Genomic DNA, 25533 nt, shown 5'->3' on the forward strand with positions numbered 1-25533 from the left:
ATAGTTTTTTATATTGCCTGCTCAATATATAGGCATTTAGATATCAATTAATTCAATATATATGTTTCATATTCTAACGTTGTGTTACATTCGCGGCTCAGAGCTATAAGTGCTTAATTTTTAAGTGTATATATTCTTAGGGTCTTGATTTTTCAACTTGAATATATATTTCAACCAAAGTTAACTCTTTAGTGCTAAGTAGCATAATGTCTGTGCCAACGTCGTTGTATGCACTTATTAGTTGTAATTTTTACTAAGAGTGCGGTGATAAAAAATAGAGAAATAATATAGATGAATTATAAGCATATTCTCATCCCATTAATGTCTGGGATGATGTTCGCCTGTGGACAAGGTAGCGATGAAGACTCATCCAGCACACCACCCGTGCACGGTAAAAACTGTATAACTATCGAGTCAAATCAGTTGTGTACCGCTAGTTCGATAGATGCCCAATCTGGGCAAAGGATAGCAATTGAAGTTTCAGGAATATTACCCGAAGGGTATAGTCTCAATTGGTCAACTGAACAAGTTGATGGCGTAAAAACCCCTTTAATTTACTCACAAGACTATACCGGTTACGTGGTTTTACCCAGAGTACCAACGGATACAGGGCTGAGTGTCTCGGTCACAGCAGTAAAAGAAGCAAACGATGGCGCCAGTGAACTAAAGACGGTTATTAATGTTTCAGATCGTGAAGCACTTATTCTCAACGGAATAACATCGGTTCGGCTAAATACAGATGGCAATTTGTACGTAAATTGGTTGCCTGCGATAACAAGCGACGGTCAAATTTATGATGGCACCTCTTACACGTTATCGGTAACTCGATTTCAAGATGGTGAGCCAACACCTGACATTTCAGAGGTAACAACCTTAAATACCTATGAAGAAGTTCCAGTTAGGTTAGGGGAGACCTATCGCTTACTTCTTAAGGCTATCGACTCAAGTGGTGTCGACTCGTATGCAGACCATATGGACTTTATGGTACCGAGCACATTGCCACAACTTCGAGAAGTACAAACAATCCAGGCATTCTCTTTACCAGACGCCGACGACTTTGAAGAAAATACTTTACTAGAAATAGACAACGAATTGTATATCGTCCGTGTTAATGACGAAGACCAGAGTAAAATCATTACACTAGCTTTAGAGCAAGACATCTTTTTAGAAGAAGCACCATTGGTGATTCAAACACGGTTAAAAGAGCTCACTGAAGAAGAGAAAAAAGCGTTTTCCTCATTAGATCTGGTCGCGAATTATGACGGAAACACAACTGTTTCATTTGAATCTTTTGACATCACTTTTAACCCTACTAACTCTACGTTTGCAGAAGCCAAATCGGGTGGCCCCACTCAATGCTTGAAGTACACAACTTCAGCGGGAGAGGTGTCCGCGTGCTTAGATCCGGAAACGACCATGAGTTGTGACGTGAAGAGTGAAATATCAAGCAGCCCTAAAACAACCCAGATATGTAAAGGCGCTTTTGGAGCGCAGTTTACAGGTGCAATTAAAGGAGAAATTAAAGGTGACTTATATTGGCCTGGTAGCGCGATTAAGACGACTGTAAAAACAGGTTCACCTTATTTTGGTGGTGAGCTTGATAATGAGTATGGACTTCGTGCTGGAATAAAAACTGCCTTTGACTTCGGGACAGTAGAAGTGGGTACTGGGTTTAGATCCTATCAAACATTTACTTCTACATTTAACAATGAAATCAGACGATTAATTCCAAGAATGTCAATGGATATTGATTTGGGGACATCGAAGGTTATTCAAAAGCTACCTGAAAAAGACAGTTGGTGGTGGCTTAGTTTCCCCTCAAAGGATGGTAATAAATACTCCATGAAAGGGGCAATTTCTCTAGGCGTTTTTCCAATTACTAAGCTTGGTGACTCGATTAAAATCGAAGGTGCGTTTGCTGGCAGAGGAAATATCAATCAAGATATAGGTTCTATTCCCGGCATGGAACTCGTTTTCCCGCCTGTTGTTGGAGCGAAAATCTTCATTGATCCTCACTTAGAAGCGAAAGTCATCCTTACCCTGCCTTGGAGTGGAGAATTTGAGTATGAGGGTAAGTTCCTAACCGATGACAAGTATCATATTAGCCTCTACAAACATCCTGAGAAGATAAGACTCGATTTTGACTCCTCACGTGTTTGTACCGGTAACTATAAATATAATGGTGAGTATCCCGTCGATGCTGTTCCAGAATATGGCTCGTTGCAGCCGGGTGATCGTTATGGTCAAGGCTGGCGAATCAACGAAGAAATCGCATTCCCCTATTTGGGAACATTCCGTTTAGTCGATTTCAAAATATCTGGCGATGGCGCACAATTTGTTAAAAACGATCTCGTAGTAAATGAAAAAGGTGGGTCGGTTAGTTCAGAGTACGACACTAAGTATAATCTGCCAGAGCGCTCTTTTGTTAGAATGTATCACCTAGTTAACAAAGAGAGTTGGGCCGGTTTGATGTTCCCTACCTACGTCGCGTCTGAAGCCAGCATGAACTACGGTCCTACCGATTATCCATGGGTATGTTGGGGTAATGCTTACTACCCTGAAGTTGAGACCGAAGATTTCAATATGAAGCTAGAAGATGCATTGTGGATTAGTGATTAACAATAATAAAAAAGCGCTCAACTAAGTTGAGCGCTTCGCAATCATACGAACAAATACTTAATCCACATTATTGTTATAAATCAAATTTTTTACCAGAATAATTACCGACTAGAAGACCAATAAATGAATCAACAGCCTGCGCCATGTCTTGTACTACAAGTACTCTTCACCGGAAGTCTTGTCAGTAGAGGTTACTGAAACTGCATCATTCGTCACATCTTTTATATGTTCAGAATTAGATAAAACGGTTGAGTTACCGAGTATGGATAGCGGTTCCTCTAGGCTTAACTTTGCCCATATAAAATGGTTATTTTATTTGTGATTAAACGGCGTGAAGGGACAGGCATGATGGAAGTCAATCAGTTCGGTGCAATAAGGAATTCGAGGTAATTGGGGGTAAATACCCCCAATTATGATTCAATTAGCGTTTTGCTTTTGTCGCGCTGTCCATCCAAACGGCAAGTAATAGGATTCCGCCTTTAACGACATATTGCCAGAATGTGGGGACATCCATCATGCTCATGCCATTATCGAGTGATGCCATAATAAAAGCACCGATTACTGCACCGATGACCGTACCCACACCACCTGCCATACTTGCGCCACCAATAACGCACGCTGCGATAGCATCAAGCTCCGCAATGTTACCCGCTGAGGGCGATCCTGCACCCAGTCGGCTGCTTAATACCAAGGCTGCAGCGCCAACAAGGAAACCGTTCATTGCATACACAGAAAGCTTCGTCTTTTCTACGTTAATACCAGACAAACGACTGGCTTCGATGTTGCCACCAATGGCATAAATACGACGGCCAAACTGAGTTTTCTTAGCGATAAACGTACCGGCTATTAGAAATGCCGCTAATAAAAGAACAGGAGTTGGGACACCACGGTAATCATTTAGGATAAGAATGATGCTCAACACACCAACACCGAGAAGGCTATGTTTTATCATTGCCGTTTTTGCCGCCTCAACAGGCAGTTGATAGTGAGTTCTTGTTACTCGGCGTTTCTTTTGCCATCCAAAGTACATTGCAAGACCAGCAACACCCAAGATCATGCTGATCATGTTAGGTAGGTAGCTTTGCCCTATTAGCCCCATTTCACTGGAGATAGGGGCGACGGTTGTACCGTCTGTAATACCAATCAAAATACCTCTAAACGCCAACATACCGGCTAGAGTTACGATGAATGAAGGCACTTTTCTGTAAGCTACCCACCAACCATTCCATAGACCTAGCAAGAAACCAGCGCCAAGTGTGAGTACAATGGTCAGTGGCAACGGTAGGCCAAACCAGACATCTAGTATCGCAGCAGCCCCACCGAGCAGCCCCATCATCGAACCTACTGATAAGTCGATTTCACCACTAATAATGACGAAGACCATTCCAATGGCTAAGATGCCAGTGATTGAGGTTTGTCTGAATAAGTTTGATATGTTTCGTGGCGATAAGTACGCCCAATCCGTCATCACGCTGAAAAACAGCATAATAATTATAATTGCCGTCGCCATGACAAGCAGTTGAAGTTTCGCTCCCTGAAACCAACCTTTCCAATTGAACCCAGAGTTTTCTGATACAGATTTTATTTGTTCCATGACATCATACCTCTTCTGCGATCGGCTCTGAGAGCGCGCAGTCCATGATTTTTTCTTGAGTGAGATCCTGATTAACCAGATTGCCTTTCAATTTTCCTTCGTGCATGACAAGTACACGGTCACTGATACCTAGTACTTCGGGCAATTCTGATGAAACCATAATGATGCTGATGCCTTGCTTCACCAGCTTAAACATTAATTTGTATATCTCATATTTTGCACCTACATCGATGCCCCGTGTTGGCTCATCTAATATCAGTACTTTAGGGTTAACCATTAAGAAACGGGCCAAAATAGCTTTTTGTTGATTACCACCCGATAGGTTTCGGATTGGAAGCTCGGCGTTAGGTGTCTTTACGGTGAGAGATTGGATCGATTTTTCGATCTCAGATGCTTCTTTTACATCATCTAATATGCCTGATTTAGCAAAGCCATCTAAGCCTGCTAGTGTTATATTTTCGCCTACACCCATAATCGGGATAATACCGTGGCGTTTACGGTCTTCCGGTACCATTGCAATTCCTGCATGTAACGCGTCTCGACTGCTGGATAATTTAAGCACCTTGCCATCAAGCCAGACTTCACCTGTTGATTTGCCTTGGTAGCAACCGTAAATGCATTCCATTAGTTCAGTTCGACCTGCACCCACTAAACCCGCTACACCGAGTATTTCGCCTTGGCGTAAGACAAAATTCACGTTATTTACTTTAGAAATATGCGTATTCATTTTGTCTTGGGCTTTGATGTTCTTGGCTTCAAGTACAATCTCGCCAATATCGTGTTCCTCTCTTGGGAACAATTGCTTCATTTCACGGCCAACCATCATGGTAATAATGTCATCAGTCGTCATATTTGAAGCGGATTTAGTACCAATGTGGGTCCCATCACGAATGACACAGATTTGATCGGAAATCGCTTTTACTTCGTTGAGCTTATGCGAGATATAGATACAACTAACGCCCTGCTTTCTTAGGTCTTCTACCAGTTCCAATAAAATGTCGGTTTCCGACTCCGTTAGTGGCGCTGTTGGCTCATCAAGCACCAAAATCTTTGCGTCTTTAGAGAGTGCTTTGGCAATTTCTATTAACTGTTGTTGCCCAACGCCAAGATCACCAACTCGTATTTCTGGCGAAATGTTTAGTTTTACTTTTTCCAGCAGCTTCACTGACTCTGCATGCATTTGGTCGAAATCGAGAATCCCATATGACTCTATTTCTGCACCTAGGAATAAGTTTTCCAATACCGACAGTTCTTTAACCAGCGTCAACTCCTGGTGAATAATGGCAATTCCAAGGGCCTCGGTATCAGCAATTCCTTTTGCTTCAACTGCTTGACCTTCGAAGATAATTTCCCCTTCGAATTCACCATGCGGATAAATGCCGCACAGCACTTTCATTAAGGTAGATTTTCCCGAACCATTCTCACCACATAGAGACAATACCTGACCACGACCTAACGTAATACTGACGCCGTCCAGTGCTTTTACTTCACCGAATCGTTTGACAATATTGCGCATTTCTAACAGCGACTCCATATCTCACTCCTTAATCACTGAACGCGAACTAGGGCAAGAGCCCCAGTTCTTGATTGATACCTTATTGGTAGATAGCGTTTTCAGCGTGGAAGTTGTCAGCAACAACGGTTTTCTTGATGTTGTTTTGATTCACAGCGATAGGTTTTAGTAACCACGAAGGTACGTCTTTCACACCATTGTTTAATACCGCATTTGTTTCTGGCGTTTCGTCACTACCAAGCTCAACCGCAATCTCTGCAGCACGTGCAGCTAGTTTGCTGATTGGTTTGTACACTGTCATGGTTTGTGTACCCTCGACGATTCGACGAATTGCCGCTAAATCAGCATCTTGACCTGAAATAGATACTTTGCCGGCTAACCCTTGTGCGTCGAGAGCTTGAATCGCACCACCAGCAGTTGCATCGTTAGAAGCAACCACAACATCGATGTTATTGTTTGTCGCTGTTAGGGCATTTTCCATGATTTTAAGTGCGTTCTCAGCTAACCAAGAGTCGACCCATTGATCCCCTACAACGGTGATATCGCCAGAATCGATCTTAGATTGGAGCACATTCATTTGCCCTTTACGGAACAACTTGGCGTTATTATCTGTTGGAGCACCACCCATTAAGAAGTAGTTACCATTTGGTTTTTGCTCAAGCATTGCTTGTGCCTGCATTTCACCTACTTTTTCATTATCAAATGATAAGTAGAAATCAATTTCTGCATTATTGATTAAACGGTCGTAAGCGAGAACTTGAATACCATCACGTTTTGCTTCTGCAATGACATTTGTTAATACTTCTCCGTTGTAAGGAATGATGACCAGAACATCAACGCCACGAGAAATCATGTTCTCGATTTGAGAGATTTGAGTTTGTTCGTTACCGTTTGCAGATTGTACATAGACTTTAGCGCCAAGTTCTTCGGCTTTATCAACAAAGATATCTCTATCTTTTTGCCAGCGCTCTAAGCGAAGATCATCTATCGCCATACCTATTTTTACGGTATCAGCAAATGTAGGGGTAGCAGCAAAAGCGATGGCGGCAGTACATAGAAGAGAAATTACCTTTTTCATTATATTATCCTTTTTGTTTCACTATGACTTATTTAAAAACCAATTAATTGGCAAGCACAATTAAATTAGCCGTAAAAAAATAATTCTTCCTTTCGTTTTTCTCACTCTCTTTTTACGTTATTTTGTTTTTGTAGAAAGGTGTGACGTAGGTTATAAAAAATACAAGATAAGTCGAATCTTTGCTATTAGAAGAATCCATTTGTATGGGTTGGTGACTGGATGGTTAAGTAAATCGTGATCGGAGTATCATATTTATTTGTAACTCAAAGGTTTATAGGGCATTAACGGTTTTATTTCTAAACGACATATACACCAATCGAAAGGCTATTTATGTGATGTTCTAAGCATTATGTTATTTTGTATAACCCTAAAGAGGTAATTATTTTTCTTGATATGCATTCAGCAGCGTATCTCTTATAGGGGCTAAAGAGGTAATGTCATTACTTTAAATGATTTCTTTCTGTAAGTTGTTGAAATGAATGAAATAAATGAAATAAAACCCCCACACGAGTGTGGGGCGATGTCTATCAGGAACAATAAACTTCTTGCGGGGAATACCATAATAGTAACCTCTATATATGCTTATCTATTGCAAGATATACTATCGGACTTATGATATTTATCTAACGTGATCGCCATCATTTTACCGCTGTTATATTACGTTTGTTTTTGGGATGTTAAGCACATAAAACAAATAGATGAAATTTGGAATCAAAAAACATAATTGCCGTATCTAGGAAAAAGGTAAATATTGATATTGAAACAGGACCTTGTAAATAACTGACTGGATATGGATATGACTGAATATTTCAAAAACATTAATAAAATTCAATTTGAAGGTTCTGAATCTTCAAACGCACTTGCATTTCGTCATTACGATGCCGATAAAATGGTTCTTGGTAAGAGCATGAAGGAACATTTGAGATTTGCAGCGTGTTACTGGCACAACTTTCGCTGGGGAGGCGCTGATATATTCGGTGATGGCAGCTTTGATCACCAGTGGCTAAATGCGAATGATCCAATGGAACAGTCGTTAATGAAAGCTGACGCAGCGTTTGAATTTTTTTCAAAACTGAGTGTTCCGTACTACTGTTTCCACGACACTGATATTGCGCCTGAAGGGAACTCAATAAAAGAATACGTCAATAATTTTCAAACGATGGTGGACGTGTTTGAAAAAAAGCAAGAAGAGACGGGGATGAAGCTGCTTTGGGGGACCGCGAATGCGTTCTCTAATGCACGTTATATGGCGGGAGCGGGTACTAACCCTGATCCTAAGGTATTTGCTTATGCCGCGACCCAAATATTTAACGCGATGGGAGCGACACACCGACTTGGTGGAGAAAACTATGTACTCTGGGGTGGTCGTGAAGGGTATGAAACGCTATTAAATACAGATTTACGACAAGAGCGTAAGCAATTAGGGCGCCTCATGCAAATGGTTGTTGAGCACAAACATAAGCTTGGTTTTAAAGGTACCATTCTTATTGAACCGAAACCTCAGGAACCAACGAAGCACCAATACGATTACGATACTGCTACTGTATATGGCTTCCTAAAGCAGTTCGGTTTGGAAAATGAAGTTAAGGTGAATATTGAAGCTAACCACGCGACTCTTGCGGGCCACAGTTTCCAACATGAAGTTGCAACCGCCACATCTCTTGGATTATTTGGTTCTATTGATGCCAATCGCGGTGATCCGCAACTAGGCTGGGACACTGACCAATTCCCTAACAGCGTAGAAGAGAATACGTTGGTTATGTATGAAATTCTTAAAGCGGGCGGTTTCACAACAGGTGGATTCAACTTTGATGCTCGAGTTCGTAGACCATCAACCGATTTGGCGGACCTATTTCACGGCCATATTGGCGGGATGGATACAATGGCACTCTCTCTTGAACGTGCAGCAACAATGATTGAAAATGATGTGTTGTCTCATAAAATTGCGCAGCGATACGCCGGTTGGAATGAAGATCTAGGTAAGAAGATCTTGGACGGTGATATGAACTTACAACAAGTTGCTGAGTTTGCTGTAAACAATAATATTCAGCCGGTGAAATCATCTGGGCAGCAAGAGCATCTAGAGAATATTGTTAATGGCTTTATCTATAAATAATACTCGATGAGCTTATACATACTGGCCCAAATAGTGTTAACTCGCTATTTGGGCTAAATTTATTGGGAATGACGGTTCCTCTCCTTCAGTGACTTAGCTATCGATACAAACATCAACACTAATCACAGATTCAGCATCGTAAAAATTTAAGTCAGTCATATCCATATTGACATGTCTTCGTCGTCGCACATTTACGGAAACTTCCTCTATCGATAAACCAAGCCTGATTACGAGGGCTGATATATGAACAAGGTTAATCCTAAAGTACTCTTGGTTAGGTGAAGGCTAAAACAGCCCTAAAAATAGGGCTGTTTTATAGGTGTCGTCGCTTGTTAGTCAGCACAATCTGCTCTTGACGCTTCTCGGTAATCTTTGGGAGTTTTCTCTAGATTTTTCTTAAAGACGGTATACATGTATTGCAGTGAGGGGTAGCCACACAACTCAGAAATTTCAACGATAGGCAGCGAAGTACCTTGTAATAAAGAACAGGCGCGCTTGAGCTTTGAGTTGTGGATCTCTTGATGAATGGAATGGTTACGTTCTTCTCTAAAACGCGCTTCCATATTAGATCTAGAAATACCAACATTATCGAGAACTTGATCCACCTTAATGCCTTTACAAGCATTGTGACGAATAAAGTGCATGGCTTGTATCACGTAAGGATCTTTGAGTGCTTGATAATCGGTACTTTGGCGTTCAAATACTTTCGTCGGAGGAATCAAAACTCGCGCAAAGTCTTGTGTGACGTTATTACACGCTTCACCCAGATGTTTCTTGTCGAGTAATTTATGAAGCATTTTCGCTGCTCTATAACCCATGTCTTTACAGCCCTGACCAACAGAGCTAAGTGAGACACGTGTGAGATAGCGAGCAAGCTCTTCATTGTCGATCCCAATAACAGACACTTTGTCTGGGACCATGATATTAAGTTGTTCGCACGTTTGCAGTAAGTGACGCGCGCGCGAATCCGTCACAGCAATGATGCCCGTTGGTGTGGGTAAGCGTTGTAACCAGTCGGCCAATCGATTCATATCGTATTGCCATGTTTGTGGGCTGGTTTCCTTACCTCGGTAAATTGCACTAGAATAGCCTTCACGTTCCACTATTTTCTTAAACGCAAGTTCTCGTTCTAGAGCCCATCGTTTAGCGGAATCATGTGGGATACCATAAAAAGCAAAATTCTCTAGGCCTTTTTCTTTTAGATGCTGAAAACCTAACTCAATTAATGCCTCATTATCTGTCGCTACATAGGGGACAGGGGGGTAATCATCTTTATTGGTGTAAGAGCCACCGACACCAACAACGGGAATATCGGAATCGGAAAGCAGAGCTTGAATTTCTGGGCTATCAAAATCTGCAATGATGCCGTCACCACTCCATTCCTTGAAGTTATCTAGGTGTGTAACAAAATCCTCTTCTAAGAATATATCCCATTCACATTGAGATGCCTGTAGATATTCCCCGATGCCCTCAATTACTTGACGGTCATAGACTTTATTGGCATTAAAAAGCAAAGTAATACGATAGCGTCTATTCATAATGTCCTTATTGTTAGTTTTATTATTGTTAGTTTTATTATTGTTTTAGGATTGTAACAGTGAAAAGCAAGTACAGGGTGTGATCTCTATCCCAATCAATAAATGAGTGAAAGACACTATTAAATAACGCAATTGTGTAACATTTTATGTTGATTAATATTGAAGTGTAGGAAAGAACAACCGACATACATCCCGATGCGTACAGCTCGTGCTTTGTCGTATTTTAATCAACAGAGGTTTAGTTATGTATATTGGAATTGACTTAGGTACGTCCGGTGTAAAATCCATCCTTATGTCACGAGACGGGATTATTATTGGCACTAAAACAGTAGCGATGTCTGTTTCTCGCCCTAAACCACTGTGGTCTGAACAAGACCCCAAAGATTGGTGGGAAGCAACGTGCCAAACCATTGAAGCGCTAAAAAATGAGTTTGATTTGTCCGATGTAAAAGCGATCGGCCTGTCGGGACAAATGCACGGTGCAACCCTTTTAGATAGTGATGGTGAAGTCATTAGACCCGCTATCTTGTGGAATGATGGTCGGTGTGAAGAAGAGTGCCGAGAATTAGAACAAAAAGTGCCTGATAGTCGTTTAATAACGGGCAATATTATGATGCCGGGCTTTACCGCACCCAAGTTGAAATGGGTGGCTAACTATGAGCCAGAGAAATTTAAACGCATCGACAAAGTGCTACTGCCGAAGGATTATTTGCGCTTTAAAATGACCGGTGATTTTGCTTCAGACATGTCAGATTCAGCAGGCACGTGTTGGCTGGATGTAAAGGCTCGAGATTGGAGTGACGCGTTATTGCATGCGACGGGTTTAGCCCGTAAAAATATGCCTAAACTCTATGAAGGAAGTGATGTGACAGGAGTGCTGACCCAAAAGGTGGCAAAGCAGTGGGGAATGCCATGTGTTCCTGTTGTTGCTGGTGGCGGTGATAACGCTGCAGGCGCCGTTGGTGTTGGGTTAACCGAACCCGGTCAAGCAATGTTGTCACTAGGGACATCGGGTGTCTACTTTGCTGTGAGTGATGGCTTTATCTCAAACCCTGAATCTGCATTACACAGCTTTTGCCATGCCGTTCCTAATACTTGGCATACCATGTCCGTTATTTTGAGCGCCGCATCTTGCTTACAATGGGTCGCCAAATTAACAGGTTTTGATGATGTTGGTGAGATGATTGCTAGCGTTGATGAACACGCCGATGAGGACTCTCAAGTGGTGTTTTTACCATACTTATCCGGTGAACGTACTCCACATAATGATCCCAATGCCAAAGGTGTCTTTTTTGGAATGACGCACTCAACCACACGCAATGAACTTGCTTTGGCCGTGATGGAAGGCGTAGGGTTTGCATTCGCAGACGGCTTTGATGCGTTGCATGTGACTAAGGTGGTGCCAGAGGAGATTTCGTTGATTGGAGGGGGTGCTCGAAGTGAATATTGGCGTCAAATGCTGGCAGATATAGTTGAAAAGCCACTGGAGTATCGTAAAGGGGGTGACGTTGGTCCGGCTTTAGGTGCAGCTAGGTTGGCAATTTTAGGTACTGAAGAAGCCGTGTCATTAAAAGATATTTGTCCCGTGCCGGAACTGGTGCAGCGTCATGAACCCAATAAAGATAGACAAAATTATTACCAAACGAAAAGAGCGGTGTATAGAAACTTATATATTAAGCTGAAAGATTTATTCTAAATTATAAGGTTGATATGCGATCAGATGAGTTTATTTTGTTCGCGTATTCTCTTTACTTATCAAATGTGCCGTCAAATTTCTGGCTGTTTTTTGTTGCTGAAATATTATTCATCTAGGAAGTTAATATCTAAAGTGTTAACTTCCGAGGTGAATGGTAGAGAGTGGATTTTTTACATAAGTATTAACTTTTATCTATCCTCTCGTTGTTAATCAACTAACTTGTTAATCAACTGGCTTGTTAATTATTTTGTATGTCTATTACTTATTTGACTGGTATCTGTTGACCATTCTTACATCGAGATAATTTTCCAGTGAGGATTGTTGCCTCAATAATATTGTCTGCATAATATCGTCCAAATAATGTTTTCGCATGGGTTTGTTGGTCATTGATACACTGTGGCGATAGATATTTCCTCTACTTAATTTAGTAATTATATTATGATTTTTTGTAACTGTGATTATTCTTTTGTTTATAAAGTGAGCAGCCTTATCTTGTGTATGAACTGAACTTTACTACGTAAGGTGATTCTTACGGGACGTGTAATGTCGTGTAAATCACTATGATTAAAAATAATTCAGACATGGTAAAACAAGGAAGAATAGATTGATGAATATAAAAGTTAGCAGTTCAATTAATCGGAAAAACTTATTGCTTGCTACTCTTATTACCCCATTTATCGCGGCCAATGCGTATGCTGAAACACTTCGAAATAGAACATTACTCCCAGAAGTTTGGGCTCCAAATTTGATATGGGATGGTGGAAATAATCCGCACTTTAATCAGTGGCAGCCAGTGGGTTCTGCTGATCCTACAGCGAAAGTCTTTGATGGAAAGCTGTACGTTTATACCTCAACAGACAGTAAAGACCTATGTCAGCTGAGGTCTGATAAATTGCAGAAACATTCTTATTCTCCGTGGGCAAATACCGGTTTTTGTATGCCTGGTTATCAGGTGTTTTCGTCGGTTGACACAGCATTGAATCAAAATACGTGGCAAAAACACGGATTAGTGCTTCGTCAAAAAGATGTGCCTTGGGCAAGAAAGTCCGCAGAGGGGTGGGGCAATAGCGCCACTATGTGGGCTGCAGATGTTGTTCAAGGTGACGACGGGAAGTTTTATATGTTTTTCCCTAGTGTACGCCAAGACAATAACCATCAGACGATTGGTGTTGCGGTCGCAGACACTCCCGCGGGGCCTTTTGTAGCAAGGGCAAACCCTATTTCCACCAGCAATAACTTTGATCATGTGTTTGACCCATCGGTGATTAAGATCGGTACACAGTGGTACATGTTCTACGCTAAGAATGGCAGTGGTGGAAATAAAGCGATTTGGGCGGCCAAGATTGATGCCAACTTTAATTATATCTATAGTCCTATGGACCTCATGTTAGAGCCTGGAAGTTACTTAGAGGGACCACATGCTTACAAAGTAGGAGAAGATGTTTGGTTGCAATGGGCGAGTGTTACTGCGCCAGCCGACTGGCCATATCCAGGAGGGTATCAAATAAAGCAGGCGGTTGCTTGGAATAATAGCAATCCAATGCATAACTTTGATCAACGAGGGATTTTGGTTCATCCATTTGGCAATGCTGGAACGAATCATGGTTCAGTGGTGGAGTGGGCTAACAACTACTGGGCGTTTTACCATGATCATTTAAATGGTAAAAGCGACGGGTACAACCCAACCGCTCCTGATCAGGTTCATAATTACCGACGGGCGATGTACAGCTTAGTCGATATTGATGTGACAAAGCGTGGCCAAATTAATGCCTTTAGGCCTGATAACATTGTCAGTCAACCAAGTCTTTCAAACTAGAGTCGGTGTTGATGTCTTTAATTGAGCTGTAAACTGCAAATAGTAACAGCGGTACAAAGGAAGATACATTTCGGATTTGTTATGTATCTTCTACTTAGAGGATTCATCTCGTTACCTTGATTTTACTATTACGTCCTTCATGGAGCGCACGCCATGTTATCTAAAGCATTAACCCCGGTTGTTGCCATAGCAATAAGCGTAGGTTTAATCTTTGTTTTACGAACTATCATTTTCGCCAGTACAGAGTCCGTTTATCAAGAGAAGCCAAGTGAAGAATTAGAAAAGAGCGGATTTGAATCAGAGGTGCATCATGCTGATTTGATTGCTCGTTCCGCTGACATTGAAAGCGTGGAATCAAGCATTGACTATTCATTAATAAACAATGCTTTCATCAAACATCATCTAGAGTCAAAGAAGCAAGCAGAGGTGAGTCGTGAAAACATTCAAACCACACTTTTATTGCTACAAGAAAGCACAGCAATGAAGCCATCTTTGGCCATAAAGAAAATAATCGAACTTAGTCGGCACGACCTTGATACTGTTTTGGCGTGGTTGCCACAGTTAAAGGTTGAGCAACAATCCCTTTATTATCAGGCGATTTTTAACGATTTACGTTACCGATTAGACGATAACACGCTGTCGGTTGTCATGGAGCATTTCTCACATCTTCATACAAACTTGCCAAGCAGAGGACATTTTATTGCTGAATTAAGCTCTGAGATAGCGAAGAATGATATTGACCTCGCTCTTCGTTGGTTAAATGATTTAGAGCAAAGCTCTGTTGTTAGTTCTGCGCGATCCGCTGTTCTTATGCGATGGTCGCAGAGGGAGCCCATGGAAGCATTGGAGTTTATTTTGCTCAATAGCGAGGTTAACTCCGCATCTAACGTACAAATTATTCAAAATGCATCCGCTGCTTTTTCGGATAAAGAGGTGGCTCAATATCTAGAATCTTTACCCAGTTATGATAAAACTGTTCAGCAAGTGATGATGGAGTCTCTAATGAGCACGCTGCTCGAGAACAACACTGAAGTACTCCATGAGTGGTTTAGTCGTCAAAGCTCGAGCGCGCTAAAGGATACTGCGCTTTTAGGGTACTTGAGACAAAAAAAATCGACCTTGAGTGATGACGAGCTATCTCAATATATCGTTCAGTTTGACGATACTGAGTTAGCGGTATTAATCGATTAGCTTGGGTATTACGACAGCAAGCGTGTAAGCAAATCTAGCATGTTGTTTGGATTGCGAATGAACGCCTTCTCCTTTCGATGTTTAAGTATCGTTTCTGGTATCTAAAACGTCTGGTGCCGCTCTTATTCTGAGCGGGTATTTTTCGGTATCAGGAGGCGGCTAGATGATTAAAATCCGAATGTCAGTCCCACTCGGATTTTAATCTTAGTATCAATACTATATCTCTTAAATCTCTTATATCGCTATCAGGCCCTATAGTCCCAGTTTATGCGCGGTTAGAATTGCGGCGTAAACAGACTTTGAAGAAACAGGGAAAGGCATGTTGTGGATCGTTTCCCCGTCATCACAGGATGCTTCTGCCACTTCCATTAACTTCTCATGGTTAAGCTCTTTAACACCCATATCGTGCAAGTTCGTTGGTAGACCAACGGCTCGGCAGAAATTGAGTACTTCTTCGATTTCTTCTTTCGGGGCGTTCTCAAGCACGAGTTGAGTCAAAGTACCAAACGCGACTTTTTCGCCGTGAAGAAGGTGATGGCATTCTTCGAGTTTGGTAAGACCATTGTGGATGGCATGTGCAGCGGCTAGACCTGAGCTCTCAAAACCGATCCCGGAAAGGTAAGTATTTGCTTCAATGATGTTTTCAACTGCTTTAGTCGAGACTTTATTTTCTACCGCTGCTTTTGCTTTTTCACCATCCGCAATCAAGGTGTCATAACAAAGCTTCGCAAGTGCTTGCGCTGAGCGAGTCGGAGCGCCACCAGCCATCGTAGCTTTACCTGATAGGCCGTTTGCACGCGCTTCAAAGTATGTGGAGAGCGCATCACCCATGCCTGCAACGAGCGTGCGGACGGGAGCTGCTGCAATGATACCCGTATCCATGATGACCATATTTGGGTTTGATGGGAATAGTAGGTACTCACTGAACTCACCTTCTGGGGTGTAAATTACGGCTAGAGCGGATGTTGGGGCATCAGTTGATGCAATAGTAGGGACAATAACCACAGGTAGCTTGGTGTAAAATGCTGTCGCTTTCGCGGTATCTAGTGTTTTACCGCCACCGATGCCTATGATGACATCGTTCCCCGCGGTTTTGCATACTTCGACAAGGCGTTCGATTTCTGCGCGAGAACATTCGCCATTAAAAGTATCAAAGCTAACACTCAGACCTTCACCAACTATGCTTGTTTCTATGCGGTCACGAGTTAAACCCATAACAAAGTCGTCAGCGATAGCTAATGGGTTTTTACCAAAGACTGAAACGTAGTGACCAATGTTATCGATCGCGCCTTCACCTTGAATATACTTGCTTGGTGAGATGATGATGTTGTCCATGTTCTATTCCTTCAATTCTTTATACTATTAATCACTATAGGGGTAGGGGTGCTGAACTCCGCTCTGAGCTCAGCACCTTTAAGCTTGTTCGTCTTGAGTTATTGGCCCTGAAGCTGTGTGAAGACGGTTTCTACTGCAAATGCACCGGGATCTTTCGTCCCAGATAGGCTGTCACTATTAAGGTAAGAGGAGCGACCGGCATTCGCGTTGCCCATTTCAACGGTTGATTCCGCTCCGGCTTTCGCCGCGTCAATACCAGCAGCGAAGCCTTGGTTTTCCCATGCCATCAGTGCAGGGTGAAGGGCATCAATCATCGTGCGGTCACCAGGTTTGGCTCCACCGTATGCCATCATCTGTTGTAACCCTGCTTGAAGTGCTTTTGGTAGCGAGCCATTGATTTCGTAATCGCGGCCTGCTGCAGTAAACATAATGGACAGAAGTACACCTGAAGACCCCCCCATAACTGAAGTTAGGTTGTCTGCAATGATCGTGAGAAGCTTCGCCTTGTCTTGCAGGGGAAGGTTGTTCGCTTCTAACTGAGCCAACACCTTACGAGCACCCGCAGCAAATGTAGAACCCGTATCACCATCACCAACAATCGAATCAAGATGGTTTAGCTCAGCTTCAATATTAATGATTGCGTGACACACTTTGCCTAGGACTTCAGCCGTCTCTGCGTCATGAGATGCTTCAAACTCTTTTTTTGCAATGTGATTTTGACACTTAGTGACCGGCACTTCGCGTCGTGCTACTGCGCCAGGCCATGCTTGTGTTTCAACGTCAAAAGTTAGGGCTTTTGTAATGTCTTCGTTTAATTGAATGGTGGAAATAGAGAAGCCTTTCATATCGACAGCCGTCATTAGAGGGCCACTGATAATGAACTTCGCTTGAGTACCAAGATCAGACTCCATTACTTCTTTCGCAACGATGTTCATTTCGATTGGAGATAGGCCACCGAGATTATTCAATAGGATCGCGTTTTCAGTGGTTGGCTTTGCTTGTAAAATTTTGTTGACCATCGTTGTCACAAGATCTTTAGCCGCTGGAAGATCGATCGTTTCAATCCCAGCTTCGCCGTGAATACCAAGGCCTAATTCAGCTTTGCCTTGTGCAATACGGTCATTCGTTTCCCCTGGCAATGAGCAGCTGGTTAATGCAACGCCAATAGAGGCTGTTTTCTCACTCGCATCAACGGCGGCTTGCTTTACTTCTTCCAATGAGCCACCGATCTGTGCGACGTATCCAGCAACTTTCTGTACAAATAAGGTGCCAGCAATACCGCGAGGTTGTGGGTTACCAGGAATAGAGATGTCATCGCCAACCACGATGAGGTCTACGTTACGGCCCATTTCTTTGGCTTTTTCTACTGCCAGACCAAAGTTGAGACGGTCGCCGGTATAGTTCTTGATAATAACAAGACAACCTGCAACGCCCGTTACGTGCAAAATCGCATTCAATACTGCATCGACGCTCGGAGCGGCGAAAAGGTCACCACAGACGGCGGCGGTCAACATACCTTTACCAACAAAACCAACGTGTGCAGGCTCATGACCAGAACCACCGCCACAAATTAGAGCAACTTTATCTTTATTCCAATCATTGCGCGCAACGACCTTAATATCATTATCAAAGTCTAAAAACGTTAGGTTGTTGTGCTGTGCGGTATAAAGGGTTCCTTCAATAGAGTCGACGACGAAAGACTCTTTATTATTTAAAATAAGATCAGACATTTTATTTCCAGATTTTGTTCAAGCGTAAGGGGACAGAGACTGCATATTTTGTTAGCAAACAGTCTTATTTATAATGTGCTTTGGGATCATAATGGCCAAATATAAATGATTTGGCCATTATTTACAGAGTGGTTATTTAGTATAAAAAGTACGAGTAAGGGCTAATTCAACGCCACGAATCTCAGCAAGACCTTTCAAACGACCAATACAAGAGTAACCTGGATTTGTCTGTTTCTTTAGGTCGTCAATCATCTGATGGCCATGGTCTGGACGCATAGGGATTAAACGCGTTTCACCCGCGTCTTTTCGACGGTTTTCTTCTTTTAACAGCGCATTAATCACGTTGTACATGTCGACATCACCTTCTAGGTGTGCCGCTTCATGGAAACTTAACTGGTTTTCTTCACGCTGAGTTGAACGCAGGTGAGTAAAGTAAATGCGATCACCAAAGGTCTCAATCATATTCACTAAATCATTATCACCACGAACACCGTAAGAGCCTGTACACATAGTAATACCATTCATTTTGCTCGGTACAGCTGTAGTTAGCGCTTCGATATCTTCAATGGTTGATACGATACGCGGTAGACCAAGGATCGGACGTGGTGGATCGTCAGGATGAACCGCTAGTTTCAGGCCGTATTGGTCGCAGATTGGCATTAGCTCTTCAAGGAATAGCACCATGTGCTCACGAAGTTTAGCTTTATCAATGCCTTTATAAGTATCTAGGCGTGCTTGAAACTCTTCTAACGTGTAACCCTCTTCCGCACCTGGTAGACCAGCAATGATGTTCGACGTTAGCTTATCTATTTCCGCTTGAGTCATCGACTCAAAGCGCTCACGAGCATCTTTTTGTTCCGCTTCAGTGTATTCAGCGTTTGCGCCAGGGCGTTTAAGGATGAATAATTCAAAAGCCGCAAATTCGATTTGGTCAAAACGTAGCGCTTTGGACCCATCTTCCAATTCAAACTCTAGATCGGTACGAGTCCAATCCAATACAGGCATGAAGTTATAACAAACAGTGTCAACGCCACATTCAGCAAGGTTGATCAAGGATTGCTTATAGTTATCAATCCAAAGCTGAAAGTCACCTGAGCGAGTTTTAATTTCTTCATGCACCGGAACACTTTCAACAACAGACCATACAAAGCCTTTCGCTTCTATAATGTCTTTGCGTTTTAGAATTTCTTCTTTTGTCCAAACTTCGCCATTGGGAATGTGGTGTAGTGCATTTACAATTCCGGTTGCGCCCGCTTGTTTAATATCATCTAGAGATACTAGGTCATCTGGGCCATACCAACGCCATGTTTGTTCCATAATCAATCACCTATTTTTTATTCCAGCAATTATTATTGATATATTACCGGTATTTTCATGAGACGTGACTGATGAGCAATGAGTTAGTCATGACTCATCAGTTAATATAATTTAAATTGTTATCTTGTTTATATGTCTATTATCTAAATAGAAACCCATCAAATTGAGGGTCATCGACATCAGATAATTCAAATAACGTTTGTTTTACGTTTTCAAGATGATCCCACATTGCTTTTCGAGCCCCTTCAGGGTCACGGCGTTGTAGTGCTCTAAGAATAATCTCATGGTCTTCAAGCCAAGCAGAACGATAACTGATGTCAGTGATGCGAGAATGCAACTGGCTCCACATTGAACTTTCATCTCGGCGGAACCATAAATCCTGAACAATATCGCTTAAGACGCTGTTTTGTGAGGCTTCGGCAATCGTAAGGTGAAACATCTCATCACCATCGTAATCGCCATGCCCAGTCTCAAGCTGCTTACGTTCTGTGTCTAATGCTTCACGTAACTTTGAAATATCATTCTTAGTGACATTCATTGCCGCAAAACTGGCGATCTGGCTCTCTAATACTTGTCGAGCCTGAAGTAGTTCAAATGGACCAATATCAGAGGATTCACGTGCAACATTAACAGGTGCTCGTTGCGTGTCTTCGTTGGTCGGTAGCTTATTAACATAAACACCCGAGCCTTTGCGCACCTCAACTAAACCTTGCAACTCCAACATGATGATTGCTTCTCTGACTACCGATCGGCTTACCTGCATATCTTCAGCAAGGTCGCGTTCTGGTGGAAGTCGTTCTCCAATTTTAAACTCACCGACTATGATACGCTCTTGAAGCGCTAAGCCGATTTCTTGATAAAGTCTTTTTGGAGCAGAGATAGCAATATTCATAGATACATCTTTATAACTGTTATAGGGTAATAATATCACTCAAACGCAATTGGTCAACCAATTGGTTGACCAATTGTGAGAGCTAAAGCATAGTTTCGCTTTTTAACTTAGCGTAAAAATCAGCGAGTAATGTAAACGACTGTTTTTTAGTAAATTTATCATTTGCAATTAAGCCCTTTCGGTTCCAACCTAATTGGAACATGTTCTGACGACGTTCAACACGGAAGTCATACATAATCCAAGGTGATATCCCTTTGATATAATCAAGCTTTTCTAAGTACTCAATTTGTTTTTTGTATACTTCAGTCATGTAGGACTCACTAAAGAAACCAGTCTTTGGTGCACCTTCACCAATAAAGCCATCCGCGCCTGTCTCAGAAATCACCACAGGCTTACCTGGGTTAGAGTTCTCACCAATTTCAATGAGTTCATCAAAGACTTCTTCATACCAACCGTAATATTCGTTGATACCAATGACATCTAAGTGGGCAGCCAGTCTATCTTCAATCTTGTTCTTAGCGTGGTTAACTAAACACGCAGCAGAGATGAGGCGGCATGGGTCGTTGTCTCGTGCCGCTTTAATCAAATTGGACATGAAGGTTAGACGAGCATCAGTGTCTGCGTTCTCGTTACCCACAGACCACATGATAATACTGGCTCGGTTTCTATCACGCTTAACCATCTCTAATAGCTGGTTTTCTGCGTCGTTGTACGTCGCTTCATTTTCAAAGTCAATCGCCCAATACACAGGAATTTCAGCCCAGATCAAGAAGCCCATTTCATCGGCCATCTTGGTTGCCAATTCATGATGTGTATAGTGCGCAAAGCGCATGTAGTTACAGTTTAGTTCCTTAGCATGCTGAAAGCGACGTTTTAAGTCTTCAGGTGTCACCACTTTACCTAGCGTTTTATCGTCCTCGTGGACACTGATCCCACGTAGGAATGTATTGACACCGTTGATAAAAATATCAGTCCCAATGACTTCAACTTGACGGAAACCGACGCGGTCATTGGTAACGTCTTGTCCAAAGGTGGCTTTGACATCGTATAACTTCGGATTTTCTGGCGACCATAGTTCAGGCTCAACGCATAATTCAGCGGTTGCTGTGCCGTTTGTCACTGGTAACCTAATCGAAATGTTCAGTTCTTCTATCGTGAAAAGAACCTCAGATTCGTCACCTTCAACTTCAACATCGACATGCAACAGATTGTATTGATTATTGGGAACAAGATATACATGTAAATCACGAACTATCGATTTTGGCGTTCTTACGATCTCAACATCTCGATAGATGCCGCCGTAATTAAACCAATCTGTATTACGCATAGGGACTCGGTCTAGTGTTCGAGTATTGTTTACACAAAACATAATCCAGTTACGGCCAAGGTTCAGTTTGCCCGTGAATTCAGCGAAGAATGGTGTAGAACCACCATAGTGGTTACCCACAAACTCTCCGTTTAAGAAGACCTTACAATCATACTGAGCGGCACCCACGCGCAAGAATACACGTTCATCTTGTTCTACTTCTTCATAATCCCAAGCTTTGGTATACCAAGCGCTGCCTTCAAAGAAGTACCATTTCTCTTTTTGCATCTGCCAGCAAGAAGGAACAGGCGTTGTTTCGCCAACGTATGGGTCATAATCCCAAGGTTCTGTTCTTTGTTCTGCGGGCATTGGTTTCATATCATACCAACGCTGACGAAGACCAGTATCAAGCAGGTCTACTGCAAAGTTCCAGTGTCCATTAAGAGATTCAGTCGTACGCTCTCCCATGAACAACATATTGGTATGATTTAGATTTTGTAGGTTAAATGGCAGGTCATACTGCTCATCGTGTAGACAGTTGATAGCATTTTCTGCTAATTCCGAACGCTCTAACATGATGGTAAAAACTCCAAAAAAAAGAGCGCCTTGCGGCGCTCTAATACTAGCCTAGGTTAATTAGTTGCTAATGCATCAATACCACTAACGTATTCAGCAATTGCTGGATTGTTCAATGCGGCATCATGCATAGGTTTTACTGCATCAACAAACGGTTGCTTCTCAACAGAAACAAACTTCACGGACATTGAATCTTGCGCTTTCTTAACCGCTTCTTCTGTCATTTCAGTCCATAGTTCCTTATGGAACATCATTGATTCTTTCGCCGCTTTCTTGATTGCTACTTGTTGATCTTTTGGAAGTTTATCCCATGAAGCAGAACTGATAACTAACACGTCAGGAATCATTGTGTGCTCATCTTGGCTGTATACTTTCGATACTTCACCATGACGAGAGTTAGTCAGTGCTGTCGGGTTGTTTTCTGCACCGTCTACAACACCTTGTTGTAGTGCTGTATATAGCTCACCATATGCGAGTGGTGTTGGTGAACCGCCCATGAGTTTTATCATCTCAACCGCTGTTGGGCTTGGTTGAACGCGAATTTTTAAACCTTTAAGATCTTCTGGAGAGTTAATCGGTTTGTTAGCGTAGAAGCTACGAGAACCCGCATCATAATAAGTGAGGCCAACGAAACCTTTATCATGAGAAGCTGCTAGGATTTTCTCCCCAACTTCACCGGTCATTGCTCGGTAGTAGTGGTCACGGTCGCGAAAAATGTAAGGAATATTGAATGCGCCGTACGCGGGTTCAAACGACTCCATCTCACTCGCATTCGATTTTGCGATCTGAAGTGCGCCATTTTGTAGTAGTTCCATTGACTCACGCTGAGTACCTAGCTGACCATTAGGGTAAATACGAATTCTTACTTCACCGTCAGTGTATTCTTTTACTTGGTCTGCCATGAACTGCATTGATTTGTGTACAGGGTGGTTACGATCTTGGTTGTGACTCAGCTTAAGCGTGGTTGCCGCGGATGCCGCAAAGCTTGTTGTTGCTAGTGCACAAGTTACGACTGTCGCCAGGGCTTTTTTGTTCCAACGCATAGTGTTTCTCCATTTCGTAAATTGTAATCGGATTAGTTGTTACATTCTGGTTAACCAGTTTATTGGTTTCCAGTTATTATTGACTGCCTGAATAATTTGGCGCTATTCCAACCAAATCTCAAGCACATATTTCCAATTGGTTGACCAATGCCACACTTTGGTTGACAAAATTGGCCGGACCAATCTTTCTGTGACACCTATCACGCGGAATATCTTAAGTCTGTGATTAAATCCTACCAACTTAATGTCCTTAACTCTTTTTCTTAAATATTTAGGCGCACAGACTCGCCAATTAGGAGACTTTATGAATAAGCTCATAACGATCATGAATAAAGCGTTGTCTTTATTTTGTATCTCACTGAGTAGTGTGTTGGTTCTTTGCGTTGTGTGGCAGGTATTCTCTCGCTATGTATTAAATGTACCAAGTACGTTCACTGACGAAGTTGCACGCTTCTTGTTTATTTGGGTGGGCCTAATGGGGGCCGCTTATACGTTAGGGCAAAAACGTCACTTAGCCATTGATTTATTTGCAATGAAGCTGGAACACGATGAGAAAAAACATAATCAGTTGCGACTTGTCATTAATGTAATCAGTCTCACTTTTGCTTCAGTCATCATGGTTTACGGCGGTGGGAAATTAATGTTGAAGACACTTTCAACCGGTCAGGTTTCACCAGCGTTAGGCATTGAAATGGGGATGGTATATGCAGCAATCCCTCTATGTGGTTTATTTATGATGATCTATTTACTACGCGATATTACAGAAAATATATCGAGTATTTCTAATTCTTCTACCCCGACTAATAGTTAAGAAGGAATATAACAGTGGAATGGCAAGTTATTATTGTTTTATTTGGTAGTTTCTTTCTCTTTTTAGGGCTAGGTGTACCAATTTCATTCGCGATTGGTATCGCATCATTATTAACCGTTATGCTTTCTTTACCGTTTGATGCTGCGATTGCGGTTATTTCGCAAAAAATGGCATCAGGTCTAGATAGTTTCGCCTTGCTCGCAATACCGTTCTTTATCCTCGCGGGTAATATTATGAACCAAGGTGGTATCGCAATTCGTTTGATTGAGTTTGCAAAGGTTCTTGGTGGTCGTTTACCAGGGTCTCTTGCACACGTTAACGTATTAGCAAACATGATGTTTGGTGCAATTTCTGGTTCAGCTGTCGCCTCTGCAGCGGCCGTGGGTGGCACAATGGCACCGTTACAAAAGAAAGAAGGTTATGATCCCGCTTTCTCTGCCGCGGTTAACATTACTTCGTGCCCTACAGGTCTATTGATTCCGCCAAGTAATACTTTCATTGTTTACTCTTTGATCTCTGGTGGTACTTCTATCGGTGCACTTTTCCTTGGTGGTTACATTCCAGGAATGCTGATGGGTCTTAGTCTGATGTTGGTGGCTGGTTTTATTGCGAAGCGTCGTGGTTATCCAGTATCGCCTAAGCCAAGTGGCTCAGAAGTCATGAAAAAGACGTGGGACGCTCTACCTAGTTTAAGCTTAATCGTTGTTATCATGGGCGGTATCATTGGTGGTATCTTCACAGCAACGGAAGCGTCAGCCATTGCGGTTGTTTATACGTTACTTCTAGCGGTCGTGTTCTACCGTGAAGTCAGCATCAAACAGCTTCCAAGTATCATTCTTGAATCTGTGGTTACCACATCAATTGTGCTTCTTTTGATCGGTGCTTCAATGGGGATGTCTTGGGCGATGGCGAACGCTGATATCCCTTATATGATCAGCGATGCTCTTGTCGCAGTATCAGATAATCCAATCATTATCTTACTGATTATCAACGTTATCCTATTGGTCGTTGGTATCTTCATGGACATGACACCAGCACTATTAATTTTCACACCTATTTTCCTACCAATAGCGATGGATCTAGGTATGGATCCAGTACATTTCGGCATCATGATGACGTTCAACCTAGCAATTGGTATCTGTACTCCACCAGTAGGCTCTGCACTGTTCATCGGCTGTTCTGTCGCGAAGGTCAAAATCGACAAGGTGGTTAAGCCATTATTACCTTTCTATGCGGTACTGATTCTGGCACTCATGCTTGTGACATTCATCCCACAACTTAGTCTGGCACTGCCTCAATTCTTCCTAGGCTACTAGTCACACGACGTCACTCAGTATTTCTAATAAATTTATAACGAGAGCC

17 protein-coding genes are annotated in these 25533 nt (G+C 42.3%); 7 read left to right on the forward strand and 10 right to left on the reverse strand.

Annotated elements, in window-relative coordinates:
• The first annotated feature begins 291 nt into the window (after window positions 1-291).
• On the forward strand, window positions 292-2619 hold the full coding sequence (locus tag M9196_RS21220) for a hypothetical protein (protein ID WP_250619497.1): 2328 nt from the start codon (window positions 292-294) through the stop codon (window positions 2617-2619).
• A 421-nt stretch (window positions 2620-3040) separates the two neighbouring features.
• Here the strand turns inward: M9196_RS21220 and M9196_RS21225 are convergent, their stop codons facing one another.
• The 3 genes from M9196_RS21225 to xylF all read right to left on the reverse strand — a co-directional run bounded on the left by M9196_RS21225 (window position 3041) and on the right by xylF (window position 6804).
• Window positions 3041-4213 (reverse strand): sugar ABC transporter permease, encoded by a 1173-nt coding sequence (locus M9196_RS21225; protein WP_250619498.1) that lies wholly within the window; start codon window positions 4211-4213, stop codon window positions 3041-3043.
• Window positions 4214-4217: 4 nt separating this feature from the next.
• The gene (locus M9196_RS21230) at window positions 4218-5747 is read right to left on the reverse strand and encodes a xylose ABC transporter ATP-binding protein (protein WP_250619499.1); all 1530 of its coding nucleotides are present in this window, start codon (window positions 5745-5747) and stop codon (window positions 4218-4220) included.
• 61 nt (window positions 5748-5808) lie between these two features.
• Window positions 5809-6804, reverse strand: a complete 996-nt coding sequence (gene xylF, locus M9196_RS21235; RefSeq protein ID WP_250619500.1) for a D-xylose ABC transporter substrate-binding protein — start codon at window positions 6802-6804, stop codon at window positions 5809-5811.
• Between the two features lie 796 nt (window positions 6805-7600).
• On the opposite strand from xylF, the gene xylA reads away from it, so the two are divergent.
• Window positions 7601-8920 (forward strand): xylose isomerase, encoded by a 1320-nt coding sequence (gene xylA / locus M9196_RS21240; RefSeq protein ID WP_250619501.1) that lies wholly within the window; start codon window positions 7601-7603, stop codon window positions 8918-8920.
• Between the two features lie 332 nt (window positions 8921-9252).
• On the opposite strand, the gene M9196_RS21245 is transcribed toward xylA, so the two are convergent.
• Window positions 9253-10458, reverse strand: coding sequence for a XylR family transcriptional regulator (locus M9196_RS21245; RefSeq protein ID WP_284677252.1), 1206 nt, complete (start codon window positions 10456-10458; stop codon window positions 9253-9255).
• A 244-nt stretch (window positions 10459-10702) separates the two neighbouring features.
• Between M9196_RS21245 and xylB the strand changes: the two genes are divergently transcribed.
• From xylB to M9196_RS21260, 3 genes are all read left to right on the forward strand, one after another.
• The gene (gene xylB, locus M9196_RS21250) at window positions 10703-12154 is read left to right on the forward strand and encodes a xylulokinase (protein ID WP_250619502.1); all 1452 of its coding nucleotides are present in this window, start codon (window positions 10703-10705) and stop codon (window positions 12152-12154) included.
• A 607-nt stretch (window positions 12155-12761) separates the two neighbouring features.
• Complete coding sequence (locus M9196_RS21255) at window positions 12762-13970, forward strand: family 43 glycosylhydrolase (protein ID WP_250619503.1); 1209 nt, start codon at window positions 12762-12764, stop codon at window positions 13968-13970.
• 153 nt (window positions 13971-14123) lie between these two features.
• On the forward strand, window positions 14124-15161 hold the full coding sequence (locus M9196_RS21260) for a hypothetical protein (protein WP_250619504.1): 1038 nt from the start codon (window positions 14124-14126) through the stop codon (window positions 15159-15161).
• A gap of 252 nt (window positions 15162-15413) precedes the next feature.
• On the opposite strand, the gene M9196_RS21265 is transcribed toward M9196_RS21260, so the two are convergent.
• The 6 genes from M9196_RS21265 to M9196_RS21290 all read right to left on the reverse strand — a co-directional run bounded on the left by M9196_RS21265 (window position 15414) and on the right by M9196_RS21290 (window position 23360).
• Window positions 15414-16496, reverse strand: coding sequence for a glycerol dehydrogenase (locus M9196_RS21265; protein ID WP_250619505.1), 1083 nt, complete (start codon window positions 16494-16496; stop codon window positions 15414-15416).
• A gap of 98 nt (window positions 16497-16594) precedes the next feature.
• Window positions 16595-18226 carry a dihydroxyacetone kinase subunit DhaK gene (locus M9196_RS21270; protein WP_250619506.1) on the reverse strand — a complete coding sequence of 544 codons (1632 nt, stop codon included), beginning with the start codon at window positions 18224-18226 and terminating at the stop codon, window positions 16595-16597.
• Between the two features lie 132 nt (window positions 18227-18358).
• Window positions 18359-19543, reverse strand: a complete 1185-nt coding sequence (gene uxuA / locus M9196_RS21275; RefSeq protein WP_250619507.1) for a mannonate dehydratase — start codon at window positions 19541-19543, stop codon at window positions 18359-18361.
• 139 nt (window positions 19544-19682) lie between these two features.
• Window positions 19683-20435: an FCD domain-containing protein gene (locus tag M9196_RS21280; protein WP_250619508.1), complete on the reverse strand. Its 753-nt coding sequence runs from the start codon at window positions 20433-20435 to the stop codon at window positions 19683-19685.
• An 82-nt stretch (window positions 20436-20517) separates the two neighbouring features.
• Window positions 20518-22317: a glycoside hydrolase family 2 protein gene (locus M9196_RS21285; protein ID WP_250619509.1), complete on the reverse strand. Its 1800-nt coding sequence runs from the start codon at window positions 22315-22317 to the stop codon at window positions 20518-20520.
• A gap of 56 nt (window positions 22318-22373) precedes the next feature.
• Window positions 22374-23360: a TRAP transporter substrate-binding protein gene (locus tag M9196_RS21290; protein WP_250619510.1), complete on the reverse strand. Its 987-nt coding sequence runs from the start codon at window positions 23358-23360 to the stop codon at window positions 22374-22376.
• Window positions 23361-23664: 304 nt separating this feature from the next.
• Between M9196_RS21290 and M9196_RS21295 the strand changes: the two genes are divergently transcribed.
• Complete coding sequence (locus M9196_RS21295) at window positions 23665-24171, forward strand: TRAP transporter small permease (RefSeq protein WP_250619511.1); 507 nt, start codon at window positions 23665-23667, stop codon at window positions 24169-24171.
• Between the two features lie 14 nt (window positions 24172-24185).
• Complete coding sequence (locus tag M9196_RS21300; RefSeq protein ID WP_250619512.1) at window positions 24186-25487, forward strand: TRAP transporter large permease; 1302 nt, start codon at window positions 24186-24188, stop codon at window positions 25485-25487.
• Window positions 25488-25533 lie beyond the last annotated feature (46 nt).

Source organism: Vibrio methylphosphonaticus (genome assembly GCF_023634655.1).
Taxonomy (GTDB): Bacteria; Pseudomonadota; Gammaproteobacteria; order Enterobacterales; family Vibrionaceae; genus Vibrio; species Vibrio methylphosphonaticus.